This is a genomic window from Pseudochelatococcus contaminans (assembly GCF_014195635.1).
Lineage (GTDB): Bacteria > Pseudomonadota > Alphaproteobacteria > Rhizobiales > Beijerinckiaceae > Pseudochelatococcus > Pseudochelatococcus contaminans.
Genome location: NZ_JACICC010000002.1, coordinates 446,105 through 464,770 on the forward strand (window position 1 = coordinate 446,105; position 18,666 = coordinate 464,770).

Annotated in this window: 13 protein-coding genes; 6 read left to right on the plus strand and 7 right to left on the minus strand. The window is 61.6% G+C overall.

Annotation, left to right across the window (positions count from 1 at the left end):
• Window positions 1-8: 8 nt before the first annotated feature.
• A complete protein-coding gene (ahpC, locus tag FHS81_RS06060; protein ID WP_183751143.1) occupies window positions 9-572 on the minus strand; it encodes an alkyl hydroperoxide reductase subunit C in 564 nt (187 codons plus the stop codon).
• Between the two features lie 678 nt (window positions 573-1,250).
• Between ahpC and FHS81_RS06065 the strand changes: the two genes are divergently transcribed.
• Window positions 1,251-2,714, plus strand: a complete 1,464-nt coding sequence (locus FHS81_RS06065; protein WP_210281561.1) for a YncE family protein — start codon at window positions 1,251-1,253, stop codon at window positions 2,712-2,714.
• Window positions 2,715-2,929: 215 nt separating this feature from the next.
• On the opposite strand, the gene FHS81_RS06070 is transcribed toward FHS81_RS06065, so the two are convergent.
• On the minus strand, window positions 2,930-3,238 hold the full coding sequence (locus tag FHS81_RS06070) for an RcnB family protein (protein WP_183751144.1): 309 nt from the start codon (window positions 3,236-3,238) through the stop codon (window positions 2,930-2,932).
• Window positions 3,239-3,808: 570 nt separating this feature from the next.
• On the opposite strand from FHS81_RS06070, the gene FHS81_RS06075 reads away from it, so the two are divergent.
• The 3 genes from FHS81_RS06075 to FHS81_RS06085 are packed head-to-tail and all read left to right on the plus strand — an operon-like array spanning window position 3,809 to window position 8,635.
• Window positions 3,809-5,752 (plus strand): PrkA family serine protein kinase, encoded by a 1,944-nt coding sequence (locus tag FHS81_RS06075; RefSeq protein ID WP_183751145.1) that lies wholly within the window; start codon window positions 3,809-3,811, stop codon window positions 5,750-5,752.
• A 7-nt stretch (window positions 5,753-5,759) separates the two neighbouring features.
• Window positions 5,760-7,064 (plus strand): DUF444 family protein, encoded by a 1,305-nt coding sequence (locus FHS81_RS06080; RefSeq protein ID WP_183751146.1) that lies wholly within the window; start codon window positions 5,760-5,762, stop codon window positions 7,062-7,064.
• Entirely contained in the window at window positions 7,064-8,635 is a 1,572-nt protein-coding gene (locus FHS81_RS06085) for a SpoVR family protein (RefSeq protein WP_183751147.1), read from the plus strand. Before FHS81_RS06080 ends, FHS81_RS06085 begins: the two co-directional genes overlap by 1 nt.
• Before the next feature lie 75 nt (window positions 8,636-8,710).
• Here FHS81_RS06085 and FHS81_RS06090 read toward each other — a convergent pair whose 3' ends face one another.
• Entirely contained in the window at window positions 8,711-10,525 is a 1,815-nt protein-coding gene (locus tag FHS81_RS06090; protein WP_183751148.1) for a PHA/PHB synthase family protein, read from the minus strand.
• Window positions 10,526-10,931: 406 nt separating this feature from the next.
• Between FHS81_RS06090 and FHS81_RS19255 the strand changes: the two genes are divergently transcribed.
• Both FHS81_RS19255 and FHS81_RS06100 read left to right on the plus strand, forming a co-directional pair.
• Window positions 10,932-12,893 (plus strand): DUF47 family protein, encoded by a 1,962-nt coding sequence (locus tag FHS81_RS19255; RefSeq protein ID WP_183751149.1) that lies wholly within the window; start codon window positions 10,932-10,934, stop codon window positions 12,891-12,893.
• The gene (locus FHS81_RS06100; RefSeq protein WP_210281563.1) at window positions 12,890-14,476 is read left to right on the plus strand and encodes a PEP/pyruvate-binding domain-containing protein; all 1,587 of its coding nucleotides are present in this window, start codon (window positions 12,890-12,892) and stop codon (window positions 14,474-14,476) included. Before FHS81_RS19255 ends, FHS81_RS06100 begins: the two co-directional genes overlap by 4 nt.
• Window positions 14,477-14,497: 21 nt before the next feature.
• On the opposite strand, the gene FHS81_RS06105 is transcribed toward FHS81_RS06100, so the two are convergent.
• From FHS81_RS06105 to pstA, 4 genes are all read right to left on the minus strand, one after another.
• The gene (locus tag FHS81_RS06105; RefSeq protein ID WP_183751150.1) at window positions 14,498-15,238 is read right to left on the minus strand and encodes a hypothetical protein; all 741 of its coding nucleotides are present in this window, start codon (window positions 15,236-15,238) and stop codon (window positions 14,498-14,500) included.
• A 638-nt stretch (window positions 15,239-15,876) separates the two neighbouring features.
• Complete coding sequence (gene pstS, locus FHS81_RS06110; protein ID WP_183751151.1) at window positions 15,877-16,899, minus strand: phosphate ABC transporter substrate-binding protein PstS; 1,023 nt, start codon at window positions 16,897-16,899, stop codon at window positions 15,877-15,879.
• A gap of 10 nt (window positions 16,900-16,909) precedes the next feature.
• A complete protein-coding gene (gene pstB, locus FHS81_RS06115) occupies window positions 16,910-17,731 on the minus strand; it encodes a phosphate ABC transporter ATP-binding protein PstB (RefSeq protein WP_183751152.1) in 822 nt (273 codons plus the stop codon).
• Window positions 17,732-17,752: 21 nt separating this feature from the next.
• Window positions 17,753-18,655, minus strand: a complete 903-nt coding sequence (pstA, locus tag FHS81_RS06120) for a phosphate ABC transporter permease PstA (RefSeq protein WP_183751153.1) — start codon at window positions 18,653-18,655, stop codon at window positions 17,753-17,755.
• Window positions 18,656-18,666 lie beyond the last annotated feature (11 nt).

An 18,666-nucleotide genomic window follows, 5' to 3' on the forward strand; every position in this document is an offset into this window, starting at 1 on the left:
CGTGCCGATCAGATCTTGCCGACGAGGTCGAGCGAAGGAGCAAGCGTCTCCTCGCCTTCCTTCCACTTTGCCGGGCAAACTTCGCCTGGATGCGCGCGGACGTACTGGGCAGCCTTGATCTTGCGCAGCAACTCTTCGGCGTCGCGGCCGATGCCTTCGGCAGTGACTTCGACGAACTGGACCACGCCATCGGGATCGATGAGGAACGTGCCGCGATCGGCAAGGCCCTGATCTTCGCGCAGCACTTCAAAGTTGCGCGACAGCGTTGCCGTGGGATCGCCGAGCAGCGGGTACTGAACCTTGCCGATGGTGTCGGAGGTGTCGTGCCATGCCTTGTGCGTGAAGTGCGTATCGGTGGAAACGCCATAGATCTCGACGCCGAGCTTCTGGAACTGCTCGTAATTGTCGGCCAGATCGCCAAGCTCGGTCGGGCAAACGAAGGTGAAGTCAGCCGGATAGAAGAAGAAGACGGCCCACTTGCCCTTCACATCGGCATCGGTCACCTCGATGAACTTGCCATTGAGGTAGGCCTGCGCCTTGAACGGCTTGATCGTGGTATTGATCAGAGACATGACGGCTCCTTGAGAGTTGAACATAAAACCGGGAGGCGGAAGAGCCGCGCGCTGCGTCCCTTTCGCCATCGCAATGCAACATATGGGAAGGTTTACTGAAAGAGAAATAGATAAGATAACAGCATATCAATAGACAGCGCCTATCGCACTGCACTCCTGGAGGGGCTGAACGCCTGTCTCACAACGGCTCAGACCCGCAAATGCCTTTTCCGGCAATGAATTGCGATAAAGAATACCTGATATGCGTAAATTGCATATCTAAAGCTTTTCCGGGATTCATATTCCGGTGCGACAGTTTGCCTCATACGACTGTATGAGGTCAATTTGCGGTAGGCTGTTCCGGGAGCGGTTAAGGAAAAAACATCAGGCGAAACGAAGTCTTTTCTCAGAATAATGCTTCAACCCGCATAAACTGGGATCAATAAATCCTGACTTAACATGAACTGTAGTTAATTTTTATAATAGTTATAATTAAATATTTCGCCAATTCTGTTGTGCTTACGGGAAGCGTCTTATAATCTCATCCGGCAGGCCTCATACTGGATTCATTGCAATCCAGATGCGGCCTAACTCGCTGATTTTGAGCGAATTCTTGACGTTCAGACGACTCGCTCCGACAAACAGGCGCTCCGGTCGCGTGACGGCAGGATTCAGAACATTTCGAGAAGGCCATTCACGATGACGCATCTTTCCCCTTCCGTCCGCCGCGGCAGCGCGCGGGCTATCGCCGCAGCGCAGACGCTGACCTCCGCCCCTGTCCTGACGGCGCGGATTCTGGGCCTTTGCGCCCTCGCTGCCGTGGCGGTCGCGCCTTCCGTCGCCATGGCGCAGCAGGCAGCTCCTTCGTTCGAGAAGCCGGATGCAGACTTCAAGGGCCGCATCGGCGCCGGCGGCGTCGTGGTGCCCGGTTCTGAAACCACCCTGCGCGGTCAGGCGTTCACCCCCGGCCAGACGGTGATTCTGGAACTTGATGGCGTTGTACTTAACGCGGACGGCAAGCCCTATACCGCCGATGAGAAGGGCGAATTCGAGGCCAAGATCACGATCCCTGAAACCGCCGCTCCCGGCCAGCACCCTGTCGTCGCGATCGTCTCCAACCCGCCCGCAGCAGCCGTGGTGCCGCTGAAGGTGTCGCCCGTCATCGCCGTTTCCGGTGCGGACAAGTTCACCGCCACCAGCGAGAAGCTGGTGCCCGGCCTTTATCAGGTGGCCTACAGCCCGAAGAACAACGTTCTCTTCGTCACTTCGGCAGTCGGCCGTCCGCCGGTGAAGCAGTCGAAACTGCTGAAGCTCAACGCCGACACGCTGGCAACCGAAGCAAGCGTCGACGCGCAGCCCGTCCCCGGCCGCGATGATGGCCACCTCTATGCCGTTTATGGCGTGGGCGTTGACGATGGCACCGACACCGTGTGGGCCACAACCACGCGTGACGGTTCGGTCGCGGTGTTCAAGCAGTCCGACCTGTCGCTGGTGAAGCAGTTCGAAGCCAATGCGGTGCCGCATTCGCGCGATGTCGTGGTCGATACGGATCACTCCCGCGCCTATGCCAGCGCGGTCGGCGAAAACAAGATTGCCGTGTTCGACACCAAGAAGGTCGAGAAGATCGGCGACATCGAAATTCCGTCGAGCAACCGCCGCGAGAAGTTCTCGCCCACCAGCCTTGCGCTCGACGCGAAGAACCACAAGCTCTACACGGTGAGCCTCAGCACGGCTGAAGCTGCCGTCATCGATACGGAAAGCGGCAAGGTGACGAAGACCTTCCCGCTGCCGGGCGCCAAGAGCCCCGTCGGCGTTGCCGTTGACGCCGACAACAACCAGCTCTACGTGGCCTCGCAGGGCAGCGATAACCTGCTGATCCTCGATATCGAATCCGGCAAGGTTCTGCACGATGTCGCCACCGGCGCCGGCGCGCTGAACGTGGAGTTCGATCCCGTCAGCAAGCTGGCTTTCGTGGTAAACCGCGGTGCAGGTACGGTCACGGTGGTCAACCCGCAGGGTGAGATCGTCGCCAACCTTGAGGCCGGCACGTTCCCGAACCACGTGCGGGCAGACGGCAAGGGCAACGTGTTCGTCATCAACAAGTCTCGCGGCCAGAACGACGAGACCGGCGACCGCGTTACGCGCCTGACGCCCAAGTCCTGATTAATCCAAGTCCTGATCAGGTTTTAGTTCTGATTGAACTGATAACCCGTTCCGGCCCGCACCAAGTCGCGAGCCGGAGCGGGCCAGAAACTAAAAAACACCGCCGGGGGTTCCGGCGGTGTTTTGTTGAGCTGTTTCCATTCGAACGCAGAATTGAGCCCGCACGGCCTGAGGTGATCAGACCGTTTGGCGCTCCATGCGGACGAGGGCTGCGATCAGACGTCGACGCGGTCGATGACTTTGCCGGTTTCGCGCTCGATCAGATAAAACGTGCGACCCACCTGCACCCACTGCTGGTCGCGCGGCGGCGGCTTCAGGCCCTGATGATAGGGGTTCTTCACCACTTTGGCGCGATAAGCTTCGGGCAATACGTCGCCGCGCGCGAACACACGCACCTGCGTCTTCGCCTGCGCCAGCACGATGCCGGCATCAGAGATGCGGGCAGGAGCATCCGCCGATGCCGCAAGAGCAGCGGCAGGCATCAGGCTGAGGCACGCAAATAAAATCCCTATTTTTTTGGACATCTCTGGCTCCACGCTGGATAAAGTTTCAGATGGCACGATGAGGTTGCTGTGGAATGAGTCTATACATCCAGCACGAAAGAAAGTATCGCGCAAAAAGCCCGATTTTTACTTCAGGTACATGAAATTTTTGTAAGATTTTATTGATTCAAAACAAGAGACACTCGCCGGTCAGCTCATCATCCTGCCGGCGAATATCAACGCCACTTTGCAGAGAGCATCAGGAGCCCGGATTGCCGTCGTATCTTGAGGAGAGTGCTGTCGCAAGCGGCGCACGGTGTGCCGGTCAGTAAAGCCACCGCTCGAAATATCCGTTGTACGGTGACTGATTCAGGCTCACAATCAGGAACGTGAAGAGGGATTCATACATTTTCCCTTCGAGCACGTATACTGTTTTCCGGTCGCGACACTTATGTGAAGTATCGGAGGATATCCACAACAGGGCTCTGCAGCCGGGAAACCGGAGCGCACGATAGCCCGGGAAGCTGAAGTCGAGGGGAGCAGACTTTCAGGGGATAAATTCAGAAAAGCGAATTTGCAGGGCGTCCATCAATTCAGGATTGAGGATTGGCAATGGCAGTGAACGGCGATCTCTTCTCCAGCTACGCGCAGGCATTCGAAGCGCGGCGTCAGGTCGAAATGTCCCTTGAGGAATACCTGAAAGGCTGTCGCAGCGACCCGATGTTCTACGCCAGCGCGCCCGAGCGTCTGCTGGCGGCAATCGGGGAGCCTGAAATCGTCGACACGTCGCGCGATCCGCGCCTCGGTCGCATCTTCATGAACCGGACGATCCGCAGATATCCGAGTTTTTCCGAGTTCCACGGCATGGAAGAGACGATCGAGCGCATCGTCTCGTTCTTCCGTCATGCGGCCCAAGGGTTGGAGGAGCGCAAGCAGATCCTCTACCTGCTCGGGCCGGTTGGCGGCGGCAAGTCGTCGCTTGCCGAGCGCATCAAGGCGCTGATGGAGGTGCATCCCATCTACGCGCTCAAGGCCGGCGATGAAGTCAGCCCGGTATTCGAAAGCCCGCTGGGGCTGTTCGACCAGTCATTGGCGCCGCGCCTCGAAGAAGACTACGGCATTCCGGCCCGCCGCCTTACCGGGCTGATCAGCCCGTGGTGCCGCAAGCGGCTGGAAGAGTTCGGCGGCGATATCTCGCGTTTCCGGGTCGTGAAAATCATGCCCTCGCGGCTGCGGCAGGAGGCCATCGCCAAGACCGAACCCGGCGACGAGAACAATCAGGACATCTCGGCACTGGTCGGCAAGGTGGATATCCGCCAGCTTGAACACCTGTCCCAGAACGATCCGGACGCCTACAGCTACTCCGGCGGGCTCAACCGCGCCAATCAGGGCCTGCTCGAATTCGTCGAGATGTTCAAGGCGCCGATCAAGATGCTGCACCCGTTGCTGACTGCAACGCAGGAAGGCAACTATGTCGGCACCGAGAATATCGGCGCGATCCCGTTCACGGGTATCATTCTGGCACACTCCAACGAATCCGAGTGGCAGAACTTCAAGAACAACAAGAACAACGAAGCCTTTATCGACCGTATCTACGTCATCAAGGTGCCCTACAGCCTGCGCGTGCATGAAGAGCAGAAGATCTACGAGAAGCTCGTGCGCGGGTCCGAATTGTCCGAGGCCGCTTGTGCTCCGGGCACGCTGGAGCTGCTGGCGCGTTTCTCGGTGCTGTCGCGGCTGCGCGAACACGAGAACTCCAACCTGTTCTCGAAAATGCGCGTCTATGACGGCGAAAACCTGCGCGAGGTCGATCCGCGCGCCCGCAGCCTTCAGGAATACAAGGATGCGGCGGGTGTTGACGAGGGCATGGACGGCATCTCCACCCGCTTCGCCTTCAAGGCGCTGGCGGCAGCCTTCAACCATGACACCACGGAAGTAGCGGCCGACCCGGTCCACCTGATGTATGTGCTGGAACACGCCATCCGTCAGGAGCAGCTCCCGGCGGAGACCGAGAAGCGTTATCTGGGCTTCATCAAGGGCGATCTTGCGCCCCGTTACGCCGAATTCATCGGCCACGAAATCCAGAAAGCCTATCTCGAATCCTACCACGACTACGGCCAGAACCTGTTCGACCGCTACGTCGCCTATGCGGATGCGTGGATCGAGGATCAGGACTTCAAAGATCCGGACACGGGGCAGTTGCTCGACCGCGAGTTGATCAACCAGGAACTGACGAAGATCGAAAAGCCGGCAGGCATCGCCAACCCCAAGGATTTCCGTAACGAGGTGGTCAAGTTTGCCCTGCGCACGCGCGCGCATCATGGCGGGGCCAACCCGTCGTGGACCAGCTACGAGAAAATCCGCGAGGTGATCGAGCGGCGCATGTTCAGCCAGGTGGAGGATCTGCTGCCTGTCATCAGTTTCGGCTCGAAAAAAGATGGCGAGACGGAAAAGAAGCACGACGAGTTCGTGAGCCGGATGACGGAACGTGGCTACACGGAACGGCAGGTGCGCCGTCTGGTTGAGTGGTACATGCGCGTCAAGCAGGCGGGGTGATGCTTCTGTGCATATAATCGATCGACGCCTCAATCCGGGAGGCAGGAGTTTCACCAATCGCCAGCGGTTCATCCGGCGGGCGAAAAATCTGGTGCAACGAGCGGTTCGAGAGGATTTCAAGAACCGCAGCATCAAGGATCTGGATCAGGGCGGGGAGATCAGCATCACCCGCGAAGGGGTGCACGAACCCGCCCTGCGTCGCGGCTCCGCCGGCGGGCGGCGTGATCACGTTCTGCCGGGCAACAAGGAGTTCATCGAGGGCGACAGCATCCGCAGGCCGCCACCGGGCAGCGGCGGTGCGGGCGGCCCCGACGCGGGGACCGGCAGCGGCGAGGATGCTTTCCGCTTCCTGCTGACGCGCGAGGAATATCTCGACCTGTTCCTCGACGATCTCGAACTCCCCAACCTCGCCAAGCGCAAGCTCACCGGCGCGGAAGCCAAGGAACTGCACCGCGCCGGTTACTCCACCACCGGCTCGCCTTCGGCGCTGTCGGTGACGCGCACGATGCGAAACGCCCTGTCGCGGCGGATCGCGCTGCGCCGTCCGGGGCGCGATACGATCCGCGCGCTGGAGGAGGAAATCGCCACCCTCACAGAAAGCGGCGCGGACCCGACGCGCCTCGATGCTCTGCGCATCGAGCACGAGCGCCTCGTGACCCGCAGCAAGCGGATTGCGTGGATCGACCCTATCGACCTGCGCTACCGCCGCTATGACCAGACGCCGCGCCCGGTGGCGCAGGCGGTGATGTTCTGCCTCATGGATGTCTCCGGCTCCATGAACGAGCAGATGAAGGATCTCGCCAAGCGTTTCTATGCGCTGCTGCACATCTTCCTGCGGCGCAGTTATCGCCATGTCGATGTGGTGTTCATCCGCCACACCGACCATGCCGAGGAAGTGGATGAGGATACGTTCTTTCACAGCCCGGAGACGGGGGGCACCATCGTATCCACGGCGCTGGACGAGATGCTGCGCGTCGTGCGGGAACGCTACAGCCCGGACGACTGGAACATCTACGTGGCGCAGGCGTCGGACGGCGACAACATCGGCACCGACAGCGGCCGGGTGGCCAAGCTGATCACCGAGGATATCCTGCCCATCAGCCAGTATTACGCTTATCTGGAGGTTGGGCGCGGCGACGGCCAGTTGCCGCTCGGCTCGGTGGCGCGCACCACGGACCTGTGGCGCACATACGAGATGCACGTGCCGTCAGGCGGTCATTTCGTCATGCGCAAGGTGTGGCACCGGCGCGAGATCTACCCGGTCTTCCGCGAACTGTTCCGGCGCGACGGCGCCGATGAAGGAGGCCCCTGATGGTCGCCATCGCAGAAAAACATCCTTTGCTCTTTACCGGCTCGGACTGGGACTTCGACACCATCCGCCGCATCCACGAAACGGTCGGCGAAGTCGCCGGCAGGCAACTGGGGCTCGACACCTACCCCAACCAGATCGAGGTCATCACCGCCGAGCAGATGCTCGACGCCTACGCCTCCACCGGCATGCCGCAACTTTACCGGCACTGGTCGTTCGGCAAGCAGTTCGCACACCACGAGATGGTCTATCGCAAGGGCATGAGCGCGCTGGCCTACGAGATCGTCATCAACTCCAACCCCTGCATCAGCTACATCATGGAGGAAAACACCGCCATGATGCAGACGCTGGTGATCGCGCACGCCGCGTTCGGCCATAACCACTTTTTCAAGAACAACTATCTCTTCCGCCAGTGGACGGATGCCGAAGGCATTCTCGATTACCTCGCCTTCGCCCGCAAATACATCGCCCAATGCGAGGAGCGGCATGGCCTGTCAGCGGTGGAGCGGCTGCTGGACATCGCCCATTCCCTGCAAAGCCACGGCGTGCATCGCTATCCGCGCCGTTCGCGGCTCGACCTCAAGGTGGAGCGGCAGCGCGAGGCCGAGCGGCACGCGTATCGGGAGCAGGTCTACAACGACCTGTGGCGCACGGTGCCGGGGCAGCCATCGCAGACGGCGGGGCGGTCGTCCGCAGAGCGGCGGCGGGCGATGTTGGGACTGCCGGAGGAAAACATCCTCTACTTCCTGGAAAAGACCGCGCCGCTCCTACAGCCTTGGCAGCGTGAGGTGCTGCGCATCGTCCGGCATGTGGCGCAGTATTTCTATCCGCAGTCACAGACCAAGATCATGAACGAGGGCTGCGCCACATGGTGCCATTATCGCATCATGACGCATCTGCACGAACAGGGCTCCATCGACGACGGCGCCTTTCTGGAATTCCTGCAGTCACATGCCAACGTCATCATGCAGCCAACTTACGACAAGCCCTATTATAACGGGCTCAACCCCTACGCCATCGGCTTCGCCATGATGCAGGACATCGTGCGCATCTGCGAATCACCGGAGGATGAAGACCGCGCGTGGTTCCCGGACATCGCCGGCAAGGGCGATGCCGTGACGGTGCTGAAACATGTCTGGGAGAATTATCGCGACGAGAGTTTCCTGTCGCAGTTCCTCAGCCCGCGGTTGATCCGCGAATGGCGGCTGTTCCATCTGGAAGACGATTCGACCAAGCCGACGCTGCGGGTGGATGCCATTCACGACGAGCGGGGCTATCGCCGCATTCGCAATGCGCTGTCACGCCAATATGACATCGGCTGGCAGCAGGCCGACATCCAGATCATCGACGTGGATCTGGACGGCGACCGGCAGCTGACGCTTCAGCATAACACCGTCAACGGCATTCTGCTGTACGAGAAGGACATCGATCAGGTGTTGCAGAACCTTGCCGCCATCTGGGGTTACAAGGTGGTGCTGCGCGAGGTCGATCCGGCAACCGGAAGGCTCATCAAGGAGCATATCGCCCGCACGCCGCAGCGCAACGGACCGAACGGCGAGGATCAGCTCTTCTGACGCGCCGGCACTGACCCCGGCGCATCTCCAGACCCGAAACATGTCCTGACCCGGATCAGGACATGTTCCTGCCGGTCAGCGTTGCAGCACGTAGCTGCCAGGTGCGTCTACCAGCGGCGGGAAACCCTTGTCGGCAGCGCCGGGTTCACGCGCGGGCACGTGCTCCGGCGTGGATTTGTCCGCAAGCCACTGCGCCCACGCCAGCCACCACGAGCCGTCGCGCCGCTCGGCGACCTCCGCCCACTCGCCGGGGCTCAGGCACACATCGTCCGTGCGCTTGAGGGCAATGCGGAACCGCCGGCGGGGACGTCCCGGCTCGCTGACAATGCCGGCGTTATGGCCGCCGCTGGTCAGCACGAAGCTAACATCCGTATCCGTCAGATAATGGATCTTGTAGACGGAACGCCACGGCGCGACGTGATCGCGCTCGGTGCCGACCACGAACAACGGCGCGCGGATGTTCTGAAGCGCCGCCGGACGGCCATCGACCAGGAAACGCCCGGCTGCCAGCTCGTTGTCAAGGTAAAGCCGCTTCAGATATTCGGCATGCATCTTGTACGGCATGCGGGTGGAATCGGCGTTCCACGCCATCAGATCGATCAGCGGCGAGCGCTCGCCCATCAGGTAGTCATGCACGAGCCGCGACCAGATGAGATCGTTGGAGCGCAAGAGCTGGAAAGCCGCCGCCATCTGTTCCGAATCGAGATAGCCGCGGTTCCACATCATGCTTTCCAGATAATCGACCTGGCTGTGATCGATGAAAAGCGCCAGTTCGCCGGGCTCGGAAAAATCCGTCTGCGCCGCCAGCAGCGTCACCGAGGCCAGACGGTCGTCACCGGCGCGGGCCATGGCGGCAGCGGCGATGGACAGCAGCGTGCCGCCCAGACAATAGCCGGTAGCGTGAATCTTCTGGTCCGGAACGATGGCATTGATGGCCGCGAGCGCATCGACGATGCCGGACTGGCGGTAATCGTCGAGGGTTAGTGCGCGGTCTTTGGCATCGGGATTGCGCCACGAGACGCAGAACACCGTATGCCCCTGCTCCACCAGATAGCGGATGAGCGAGTTATGCGGCGACAGATCCAGAATGTAATACTTCATGATCCACGCCGGCACGATCAACACCGGCTCCGCGAACACCGTCTCGGTGGCAGGCGAATACTGGATCAGCTCGATGAGGTGATTGCGGTAAACCACCTTGCCCTTGGTCGCGGCGACATCACGGCCGACGACGAAGTTTTCCGCCCCCACGGGGGGCTGATGCGTCAACTGCCGGGTAGCGTCTTCCAGCCAGTTGGCGAAGCCCTGCCGGATGTTCTCGCCGCCGGTGTCCACCGTTCTGGCGATGACTTCCGGGTTGGTGAACGGGTTATTCGATGGCGCGAACACATCCAGCACCTGCCGGGCGATGAAGGACACCACCTCTTCGTGATGCGGCGTCACGCCCGGCACGTCGCTGGTCACGCCCTGCCACCATTGCTGATATGCCAGGAAGGATTGCGACCAGATCGAATATGGCATCGCCTGCCATGCCTGATCGCCGAAACGGCGGTCGCCCGGCTGCGGCTCGATACACGGCGGCGTCTTGGGGTCCACGGCCAATGCGGCGAGATATTTCAGCAGCTTGCCGTTTTCGCGCACGGCCTCGCAAGCCAGCTCAGCCTGCTTGCCGGGTGCATAGGCCAGATGGACGGCCCAGTCGAAGAAGGCCAGCGACAGCGCCGCCGGCGATATGCCACCCGTGAACTGCGCACCGAGCGCCTTGCGGATGCGATCGGCGGCACGGAACGCCTCGTCGCCCGAGGCTGGCTCGACTGTGGGCGCAAGAGACGCTTGCTGCCGGTCCGTCACCGGCGAGAATGGGACAGCGGTTTTCACTTCGACGGGCATCTTGACCTCCCGGACCTGTTTTGTTGGCCAGCGTGCGATCCCCAGCCCGCCCGCGATCTTCGCGGCAATATGGCCAAGCTGAATATCGACCGTCGTTGAGACTTGTCAATGCACGGTCGGTTTACGGCATCCAGTCTGGCGGCGATTTTCAATCCATGGCGACACCCGGTTCACGGATCACCGGCGACAGCATAGCGTGGCCGTTTGACACAAACCGTTCACAATCCGCCAATACTACTCCGGGCAGTCGTATGATGTGCTCACGCACACCGAAATGTGCACTTCCGGACGATTTCGACGTTTCATCAAGACGCGAGATCAGTCCAGTTTTTTCGATGTCGAGCGAATTTTTGTCGACCGGACGATTCCGTCTGCCAGGCAATCGCTCTGAGGAGGGGATCGGCAAGTGGAAAAAGCGGATGTCGTCGCCGCCCTTGGGCAATCCAAGCTGCTGCTACCGGCGCGGATCAAGGCTGCGCTCGCGGCGAACGATCGGATCAAGTTCGGTCTGACGGCGCTTCAGGCCGCAGCATCCCATGCCGCCGACAGCACCGTGCCGCCGCTGGACCTGCGCCACGATTACGACGCGGCGCACATGGACGCGCCCTGGATGCTGACCATTCAGGACAAATCCTGGCGGGAGAACGGCACCCTCCACCTTGAGCATCTGTCCAGACTGGCGGAGCGTTTTTCGGACGATCTGGGCCAGATGGCCCGCCCGCTGGAAGACAGCAGCGATGAAACGCATCGCGCACAGATGGAGCGCGTCACCCATTGGCGCCAATGGCTTGGCGAACTGAACGCGGGCACTCTCGACGCCGCGCAACTCGCCGCACTGACGAGCGGCCGCCGCGGCGCAGACGACACCTTTCACATTCTGGTCATGGATCTGCACAAAAGCCTGAACCACCTGTCGGCGCAGATGTCCGACGAGACGGTGGCCGGCGCGCATGTCTGGCAGATCGATGACAGCGACCGGCAGCGTATCGCGGCCTTCATGCGCGGCCTCAACCGCACCAAGAAGCTGAAGTTCGACCACCCCGGCCTCGACACCGCCGCCACGCGCGACGGCGACATTCTGCTGATCCAGAACGATATCGGCACCAACGACGTACACGTGCTCGTGGTCAAGGTGGAGGGGCTGGTCATCACCCTCACCTATTCCGATCTGCACGAACGCCGCTTTGCGTTCTTCCGCGATCTGCTGGCCGGTATCGGCGCGCAATGGTCGGATATCGGCACGCGCCGCAACGCAGGTCTCAATTTCGGCGACGATTACATCGTCGGCAACGCCCGTTTCGTCTGCGCGGACACGCGTGAACTCGATACGGCGCTGGACAAGCTGGGCGCACGCATCGTCTTCCTGATCGACTGGAACCGCGCCCGCAAACGCCTCAACCGGCTGGTGTCGAAGTCTCTGGCGGTGGATGTTCTGACGCAGGCGGCGCAGCGCGAAAGCGGGCATATGGGCTGGCTGCTGGCCGGGGCCGAGGAGCTTGTCTTCGACGCCATGGAAGCACTGTCGCCCGATCATTTCCACATGGGCGACCAGCTCGACACCGTGCTGGGGGAGGATGAGGCGAGCGAGTTCCTCGTGGACACACTGTCAATCGCCGCCGAGGCCATGCTGGCGGGCCAGACGAAAAGCCTCATCGCCGATCAGGTGCGCCTGCTGCTGTCGCGCCACGTCAACCGGCACAGGGATGAGTTCTCGCTGCTGGCCGAGCACGCCGCCTACTGTCATGCGCTGGCGGAAGGCGTCCGCGATGCCCTCGCCTATGGCCATGAAACCGACCTTGCAGTGGCCGAGAAGCTCGCTGAACGCGCCAAGGCGTGGGAGCGCAAGGCGGACCATCTCGTCATCCGCTTGCGCGAACAGGCGGAGGTGAACCCGCGCCGCCTGCCTTTCCTGCGCCTCATCGAATGCGCGGACGACGCCGCCGATGCGCTTGAGGAAGCCACTTTCCTGCTCTCGCTCATCGCGGAAAACCATCATCAGGGCTGGAACGACGACCTGCGGGCCGTATTGCGCCGGCTGGCCGACAAGGTGCTGGAAGCAGCGCAGGACCACGTGAAGGCGATCGCGGTGGCGCGCACGCTGACCGAGGCAAGTCTGGCGCAGGACCATGACGAATTTCTCGGCGTATGCTGGCGCGTCGTCAATGCCGAGCGGCTTTGCGACGCCCTGACGCGGGATACGCGGCGGCTGTTCGCGCGCCATGTGTCGGACGCCGCCTCGCTGACGCTGGGCACAGACTTCGCCGGCGCGCTGGAAGCAACCACAGATGCCCTGCTGAAAACCGGCTACGCGATGCGCGCCATCGTGTTCACCCGGGTTGGCGCGGAGAGGGAAGGAAGGCAGTCGTGACGGATACCGCACGGATCTACCGCGTCGGCGGCGGTGAGGCGCTGGAACCCGGCGCATCGCCGGCAGCGCTCGGTTTCAAGGCTTACAATCTCGCGCGGATGGCCGCGCTGGGTCTGGACGTGCCGCCCGCATTCGTGCTCGGCACGGGCTATTGCGCCGATCCCGGATCGGTAGCGGTGGCGACCTGGCTGGACGCTCTGTCGTGGCTGGAAAAGGCGACCGGCCTGCGCTTCGGCGACTCCCGCCGCCCGCTGCTGCTCTCCGTGCGCTCGGGCGCGCCGGTTTCCATGCCCGGCATGATGGAGACGCTGCTCAACATCGGCCTGACGGATGAGACGCTGCCCGGCCTTATTCGTGTCACCGGGCATCCCCGCCTTGCATGGGATGCTTACCGCAGGCTGATCGCCGGTTATGGCGAGGTGGTGGCCGGCATCGACGCCGCCGCTTTCGAGGAAGATCTCGACGCCGTCCGCCAGGGCGAGGATGAACGCGCGCTGGATTTCGCGGCGCTGCGCGACCTTGCCCAGCGCCATCTGGCGACCTACGCCCGCCTCGCGGACGCGCCTTTTCCGCAAAGCACGCAGGCCCAGCTTCAGGCGGCCATTCAGGCGGTGCTTCGCTCATGGTCCAGCGACAAGGCTATTGCCTATCGCAAGATGCGCGACATCGACGATGCCATTGGCACCGCCGTCACCGTGCAGCGGATGGTATTCGGCAATGCCGGCGGCGTTTCGGGCGCGGGTGTCGGCTTCACCCGCAACCCTAGCGACGGCGATCCTGCCCCGTGGGTGGATTTCCTGTTCAATGCGCAGGGTGAGGATGTGGTCAGCGGCCGCCGCAGCGCGCAGGGCCATGAGCGGCTTGCTGCCGTCGCCCCGGCTGTCTGGGACGAACTTGTCACCGCGACCAAGGTGCTTGAGCGCGAATTCGGTGACATGCAGGACTTTGAATTCACCGTCGAGAACGGCGAACTGTTCCTACTGCAAACCCGTGACGGCAAGCGCACACCGCAGGCAGCCGCCCGCATCGCGCTGGATCTGGCCGAGGAAGGGCTGATCGACACCGATACCGCCCGCGAGCGCACGCGCGACCTCGACGCTGCCGCACTCACCACGCATGTTATCGTGGCGCAGGACGGCGCCGCGCCGACGGTTCTCGGCCACGGCGCAACCGCCGCAACCGGCGTTGCCAGCGGCGCGGCCGCGCTAGACGGCGCACAGGTCGAAGCGTTCACCGCCGAGGGAAAGCGCGTCATTCTGGTGCGGCGCAACGCCGAAACCCACGATGTCTCGCTGCTCGACGCCGCTGACGGCCTTCTCACCTGCCACGGCGCGCGCACGTCTCATGCCGCCGTGGTGGCGCGGCAATTGGGCAAGGTTTGCCTTGTGGGCTGCGACGCACTGCGGATCGATGAGCAGGCGGGGCGCATCAGCTTCGGCGAAACACACCTCGAACCGGGGGCGCTCATCACGCTGGACGGCAACACCGGCACGGTCTACCTCGGCGCATTGAAAACCGAGGACAACGTGCCGAAAGAGTTGCTGGCACGTCTGGACAAGCTGCACGGACGCGGGGCAGCCTGAACAGTCGCAACCCGCGCGCCATCAGTGTCCAGCGCTGTCAGCGTCGGCGGTTTGGACGAGGTATGCGGGATCGGCGCTGTTGCGCATGAACTGCTCGATGCGGCCTGTCTCGCGGCGGATCGTCAGCGTCTGATCCCACCGTGAGCGGTCGATGTTCTTGCAGGTGTCCGCCACCTCGAAGAACTCCTTGTAGTCCTTCGCCGTGACCACCACCGGCGACAGCCCCTGCCGCACCAACGCATAGCTGGCGATCAGGGTAGCCGTGCGGCGGTTGCCCTCAATGTAGAGCTGCGGCGAACTGGTGATCAGCAGGAAAATGCCAGCCGCCACCGCCTCCGGCGTGCTGGTGCGATGACGCTGGAGCCATTCGATACGCTCGCCAATTCCTCCCTTGGAGTCATCGTAAAAGCGCTTTTCAGTCAGTTCGATGTGATTACGGAACTGCTCCCTCCGCTCAGGCGTGGTGCCGCAAAGAACGAGGTGATTCAGCTCAAGCCAATGATGCGAGTTGCCATACGTGAACAGATCCACGTCATCCCGCAGCAGATCGTTGACGTAGGCATAGCCGCTCATCATCCGCCGAACGATGTCGTCGGACATGGGCTCCTTGTCCTCGAAGTCCTCCGCATCATTGGATGCCGAGGCAAGCCTCAGGCCCGTCAGCGCATTCTCGATTTCCTGCAGGTTCATTAAAAACCGCACACTCCTGGCCGTCTGCTTGCCGGCCCCGGTGGCGCCGTTCGGATTATAAGCAGAGGACATAAGATTAGGTGCGCTGTTCATCATGTCAAGAACGCCATTCAACATGATGTAGAAGCCTTTGACGTTAAGACCGTCCAAGCTGTTCTGCAAAATCTTTTTATTAAAATTAATATAATCTTCGAAATAATTGGAACCAAAATTGAAGAACATACGCGAGGTGTTCCTCGCGGATGCTGCGCGGTTTTTCTGGTTGTCATCCGGCGAAGCGCGCGGGGGAAATTTGTTCGTCATGGGAAGATGAAAACTCATCGGTCACACGGAGATATCGGAACGCTTGTTTTGATGGAGCCACGACAGGCGCTCTATATTTTATACTTTACCACAACTTGCGATCAAGCAGATGGATCACCTTGAACGCAAATGGCTCTCATCGTCGGGACGCATTAAAAACAAAAGCATGCCAATAAGCAATGTAGGTTGGCTCGGATATCTCGTCACCGACCGCTGACTCGGCATACAATGAATGAACCGTGCAAATGAAAGAACCGGAACGGCCTCATCATCCGGATGACGCCGTCCCGATCCATGATAACAATATACTCTGGCAGGAAGGGCGCGAACGCGTCCTCACCTGAAAGCGTTTGTCTACAGCCACCTGTCTTCAGTTCGACGACAGTTCAGCCTGAACGCAAACGGCCCTAGCGCAATTCGGCCAGAATGGCCTTCGCCCGTTCGGCAACCGGAGCCGGAAGCGGGATGTAACCCAGCTTGTCGGACAGCGCCTGACCATCCGCAAGACCCCAGCCGAAGAAGCGCTTCAGACCGTCGGTAATGGCGGCATCAGCATTCTCACGGCGCAGCAACACCCAGCTGTAGGTGACGATGGGATAAGCCGTCTCACCTTCAGGATTGGGGATCGACTGGCGACCATCCGCCGGCATTGCATCCACGGTGGAAGCAAGTGCCGCCGCACCCGATGCAGCATCCGCACGCACGAACTGCCCCGACTTGTTCTCCACCAGCGCCGTGCGCAGGTTGAGACGAGCGGCGAACGAATACTCGACATAGCCGATCGAGTATTCCGCGATGGCGATACGCCCGGCCACGCCTTCGTTACCGGCCACGAGCTGGGCGGTCTTCGGCCACACGATGGTAGTGCCAACTTCCTTCCAGTCGCTGCTGACAGCGGCAAGATGGCTGGTGAGCGAGAACGTCGTTCCGCTCGAGTCCCTGCGGGCGACGAGCGCAATGTCCTTCGCCGGCAGGTTGGCGCCGGGATTGGCCGCCTGGATGACAGGATCGTTCCAGGCCTTGATGCGGCCGCTCAGGATGCCCGCAACCGATTCCTGGCTGAGACGCAGTTCCTTGTCCAGACCAGGAATGTTGTACGCGAACACGATCATGCCCGCTGTGGTGGGAACATGCAGAACACCGCCGGCGATGGCCTCAACCTGTTTGTCCGACAGCGGCCGTTCCGTTGCGCCGAAAGCGACCGAACCCTGGGAAAACTGGCGGATACCCTCGCCACTGCCCACCGCGCTGTACGTGACGGTGACGTCGGTGTTCGCCCGGTTGAACTCGCTGATCCACTGTTCGTAGAGGTTGGCGGGGAAAGTCGCCCCCGCCCCCTTGAGCTCGACGGCCCCCGCCTCGCTGGCGAAGCAAACGACCGCCGCAAGCGCTGCCTTCTGCAACGCTCCTCTCAGACCTGCGCGCCCCATGGCACCCTCCTCAGCTGAACTGACCGGATACGTATTCGCGCGTGAGCTGTTCGCGGGGGTTGCCAAAGACTTCGGCCGTCGGCCCCTTCTCCACGAGATAACCCGTGCGTCCGCCCTTGGAAACATCGACGGAGAAGAACGCCGTGATGTCTGCCACGCGCTGTGCCTGCTGCATGTTATGCGTCACGATGGCGACGCTGTAGTCGTTCTTGAGTTCCAGCATCAGCTCTTCCACGATGCGAGTCGCGATCGGGTCGAGCGCCGAGCACGGTTCGTCCATCAGCAGCACGGTCGGCTCGATGGCGATGGCGCGGGCGATGCAAAGACGCTGCTGCTGGCCGCCCGAAAGGGCCAGACCGTTCTGCTTCAGCTTGTCCTTCACTTCGTTCCAGAGGCCGGCGCGGCGCAGGGAACGTTCCACCTGCTCGTGCATGTTGCCCTTGAAACGGTTGAGGCGCAGGCCGAACGCCACGTTCTCGAAGATGCTCATCGAGAACGGGTTAGGCTGCTGGAACACCATGCCGATGTGGCGGCGCACCGACACGGGGTCGATGTCCTTGGCGTAGATGTCCTGACCCATGAAGTCGACCCGGCCTTCGAGGCGGAAGATCGGGATCAGGTCGTTCATGCGGTTGAGGCTGCGCAGCACGGTGGACTTGCCGCAACCCGACGGGCCGATGAAGCCGGTGATCTTGCCCTTTTCGACACCAATCACGGCATCGCGCACAGCAAGGAAGTCGCCGTAGAAGATCTTGTCGATCGACGCGGAGATTGCGTATTGCGGGTTGACAGCAGCCGCGGTCGTGGCAGGGGTGGAGAGATTGACAGACATTGGCCTACTCCGACAGCAGCGTTAGACTTTCCGGCTTCCGAAGAGCCGGCTGAGGATATTGAAAACGAGCACGATCAGCACCAGCACGAGCGATGCAGACCAGGCAAGCTGGATCTGGTTCGGGAAGGGCATACCCGAGAAGTTGTAGATCAGGATCGACAACGACGCGGTCGGCTCGACCAGGCTTTCCAGCCAGAAGCTGCTGAACAGCGCGGTGAACAACAGCGGCGCGGATTCACCGGCAGCCGAAGCGATGCCGAGCATGACGCCCGTCAGAATGCCGGGCAGCGCCGTCGGCAGAACAACCTTCCACACCGTCTGCGTGGAGGTGCAGCCAATGCCGGTCGCCGCGTCCTTCATTCGTTGCGGGACCATACGGATAGCCTGCTCCGAGGTCAACATAACCGTTGACAGCATGCCCATGGCCAGCGCGACACCACCTGCGAGCGCCGAGAAGGTTCCCATCGCCTGCACGAGAAGGCCGAAGATGAAGATACCGACGAGGATCGAAGGGAAGCCGGTGAGCACCTTGGCAACGAAGCGTATGCCGGCAGACAGCTTGCTGTCGGGAGCGATCGCGCCCAGATAGACGCCGCCCATGACGCCGACCGGGATGGCGATCAGCGCGCCGATACCCACCATCACCAGCGTACCGATGATGGCGTTACCGAAACCGCCGCCCTGCATGAAGCCGGCCGGAGGCAACTCGGTGAACAGGTCGAGGCTCAGCCGAGCGCCACCCTGGGAGATCAGCATATAGAGCACGGAGAACAGCGGGATCGCGGCGATGATGGCCAGGATCCAGACGAATGCGGTCAGCAGGAAGCTGCGCAGGTTGCGCGACTCGGTGAAGGAGCGGCGCATGCTCGGCGCCGTCCGGGCACCGATCGCGGCGCGTGAAATATCATCAGCAGTGATGGACATTCTAGGCCCCC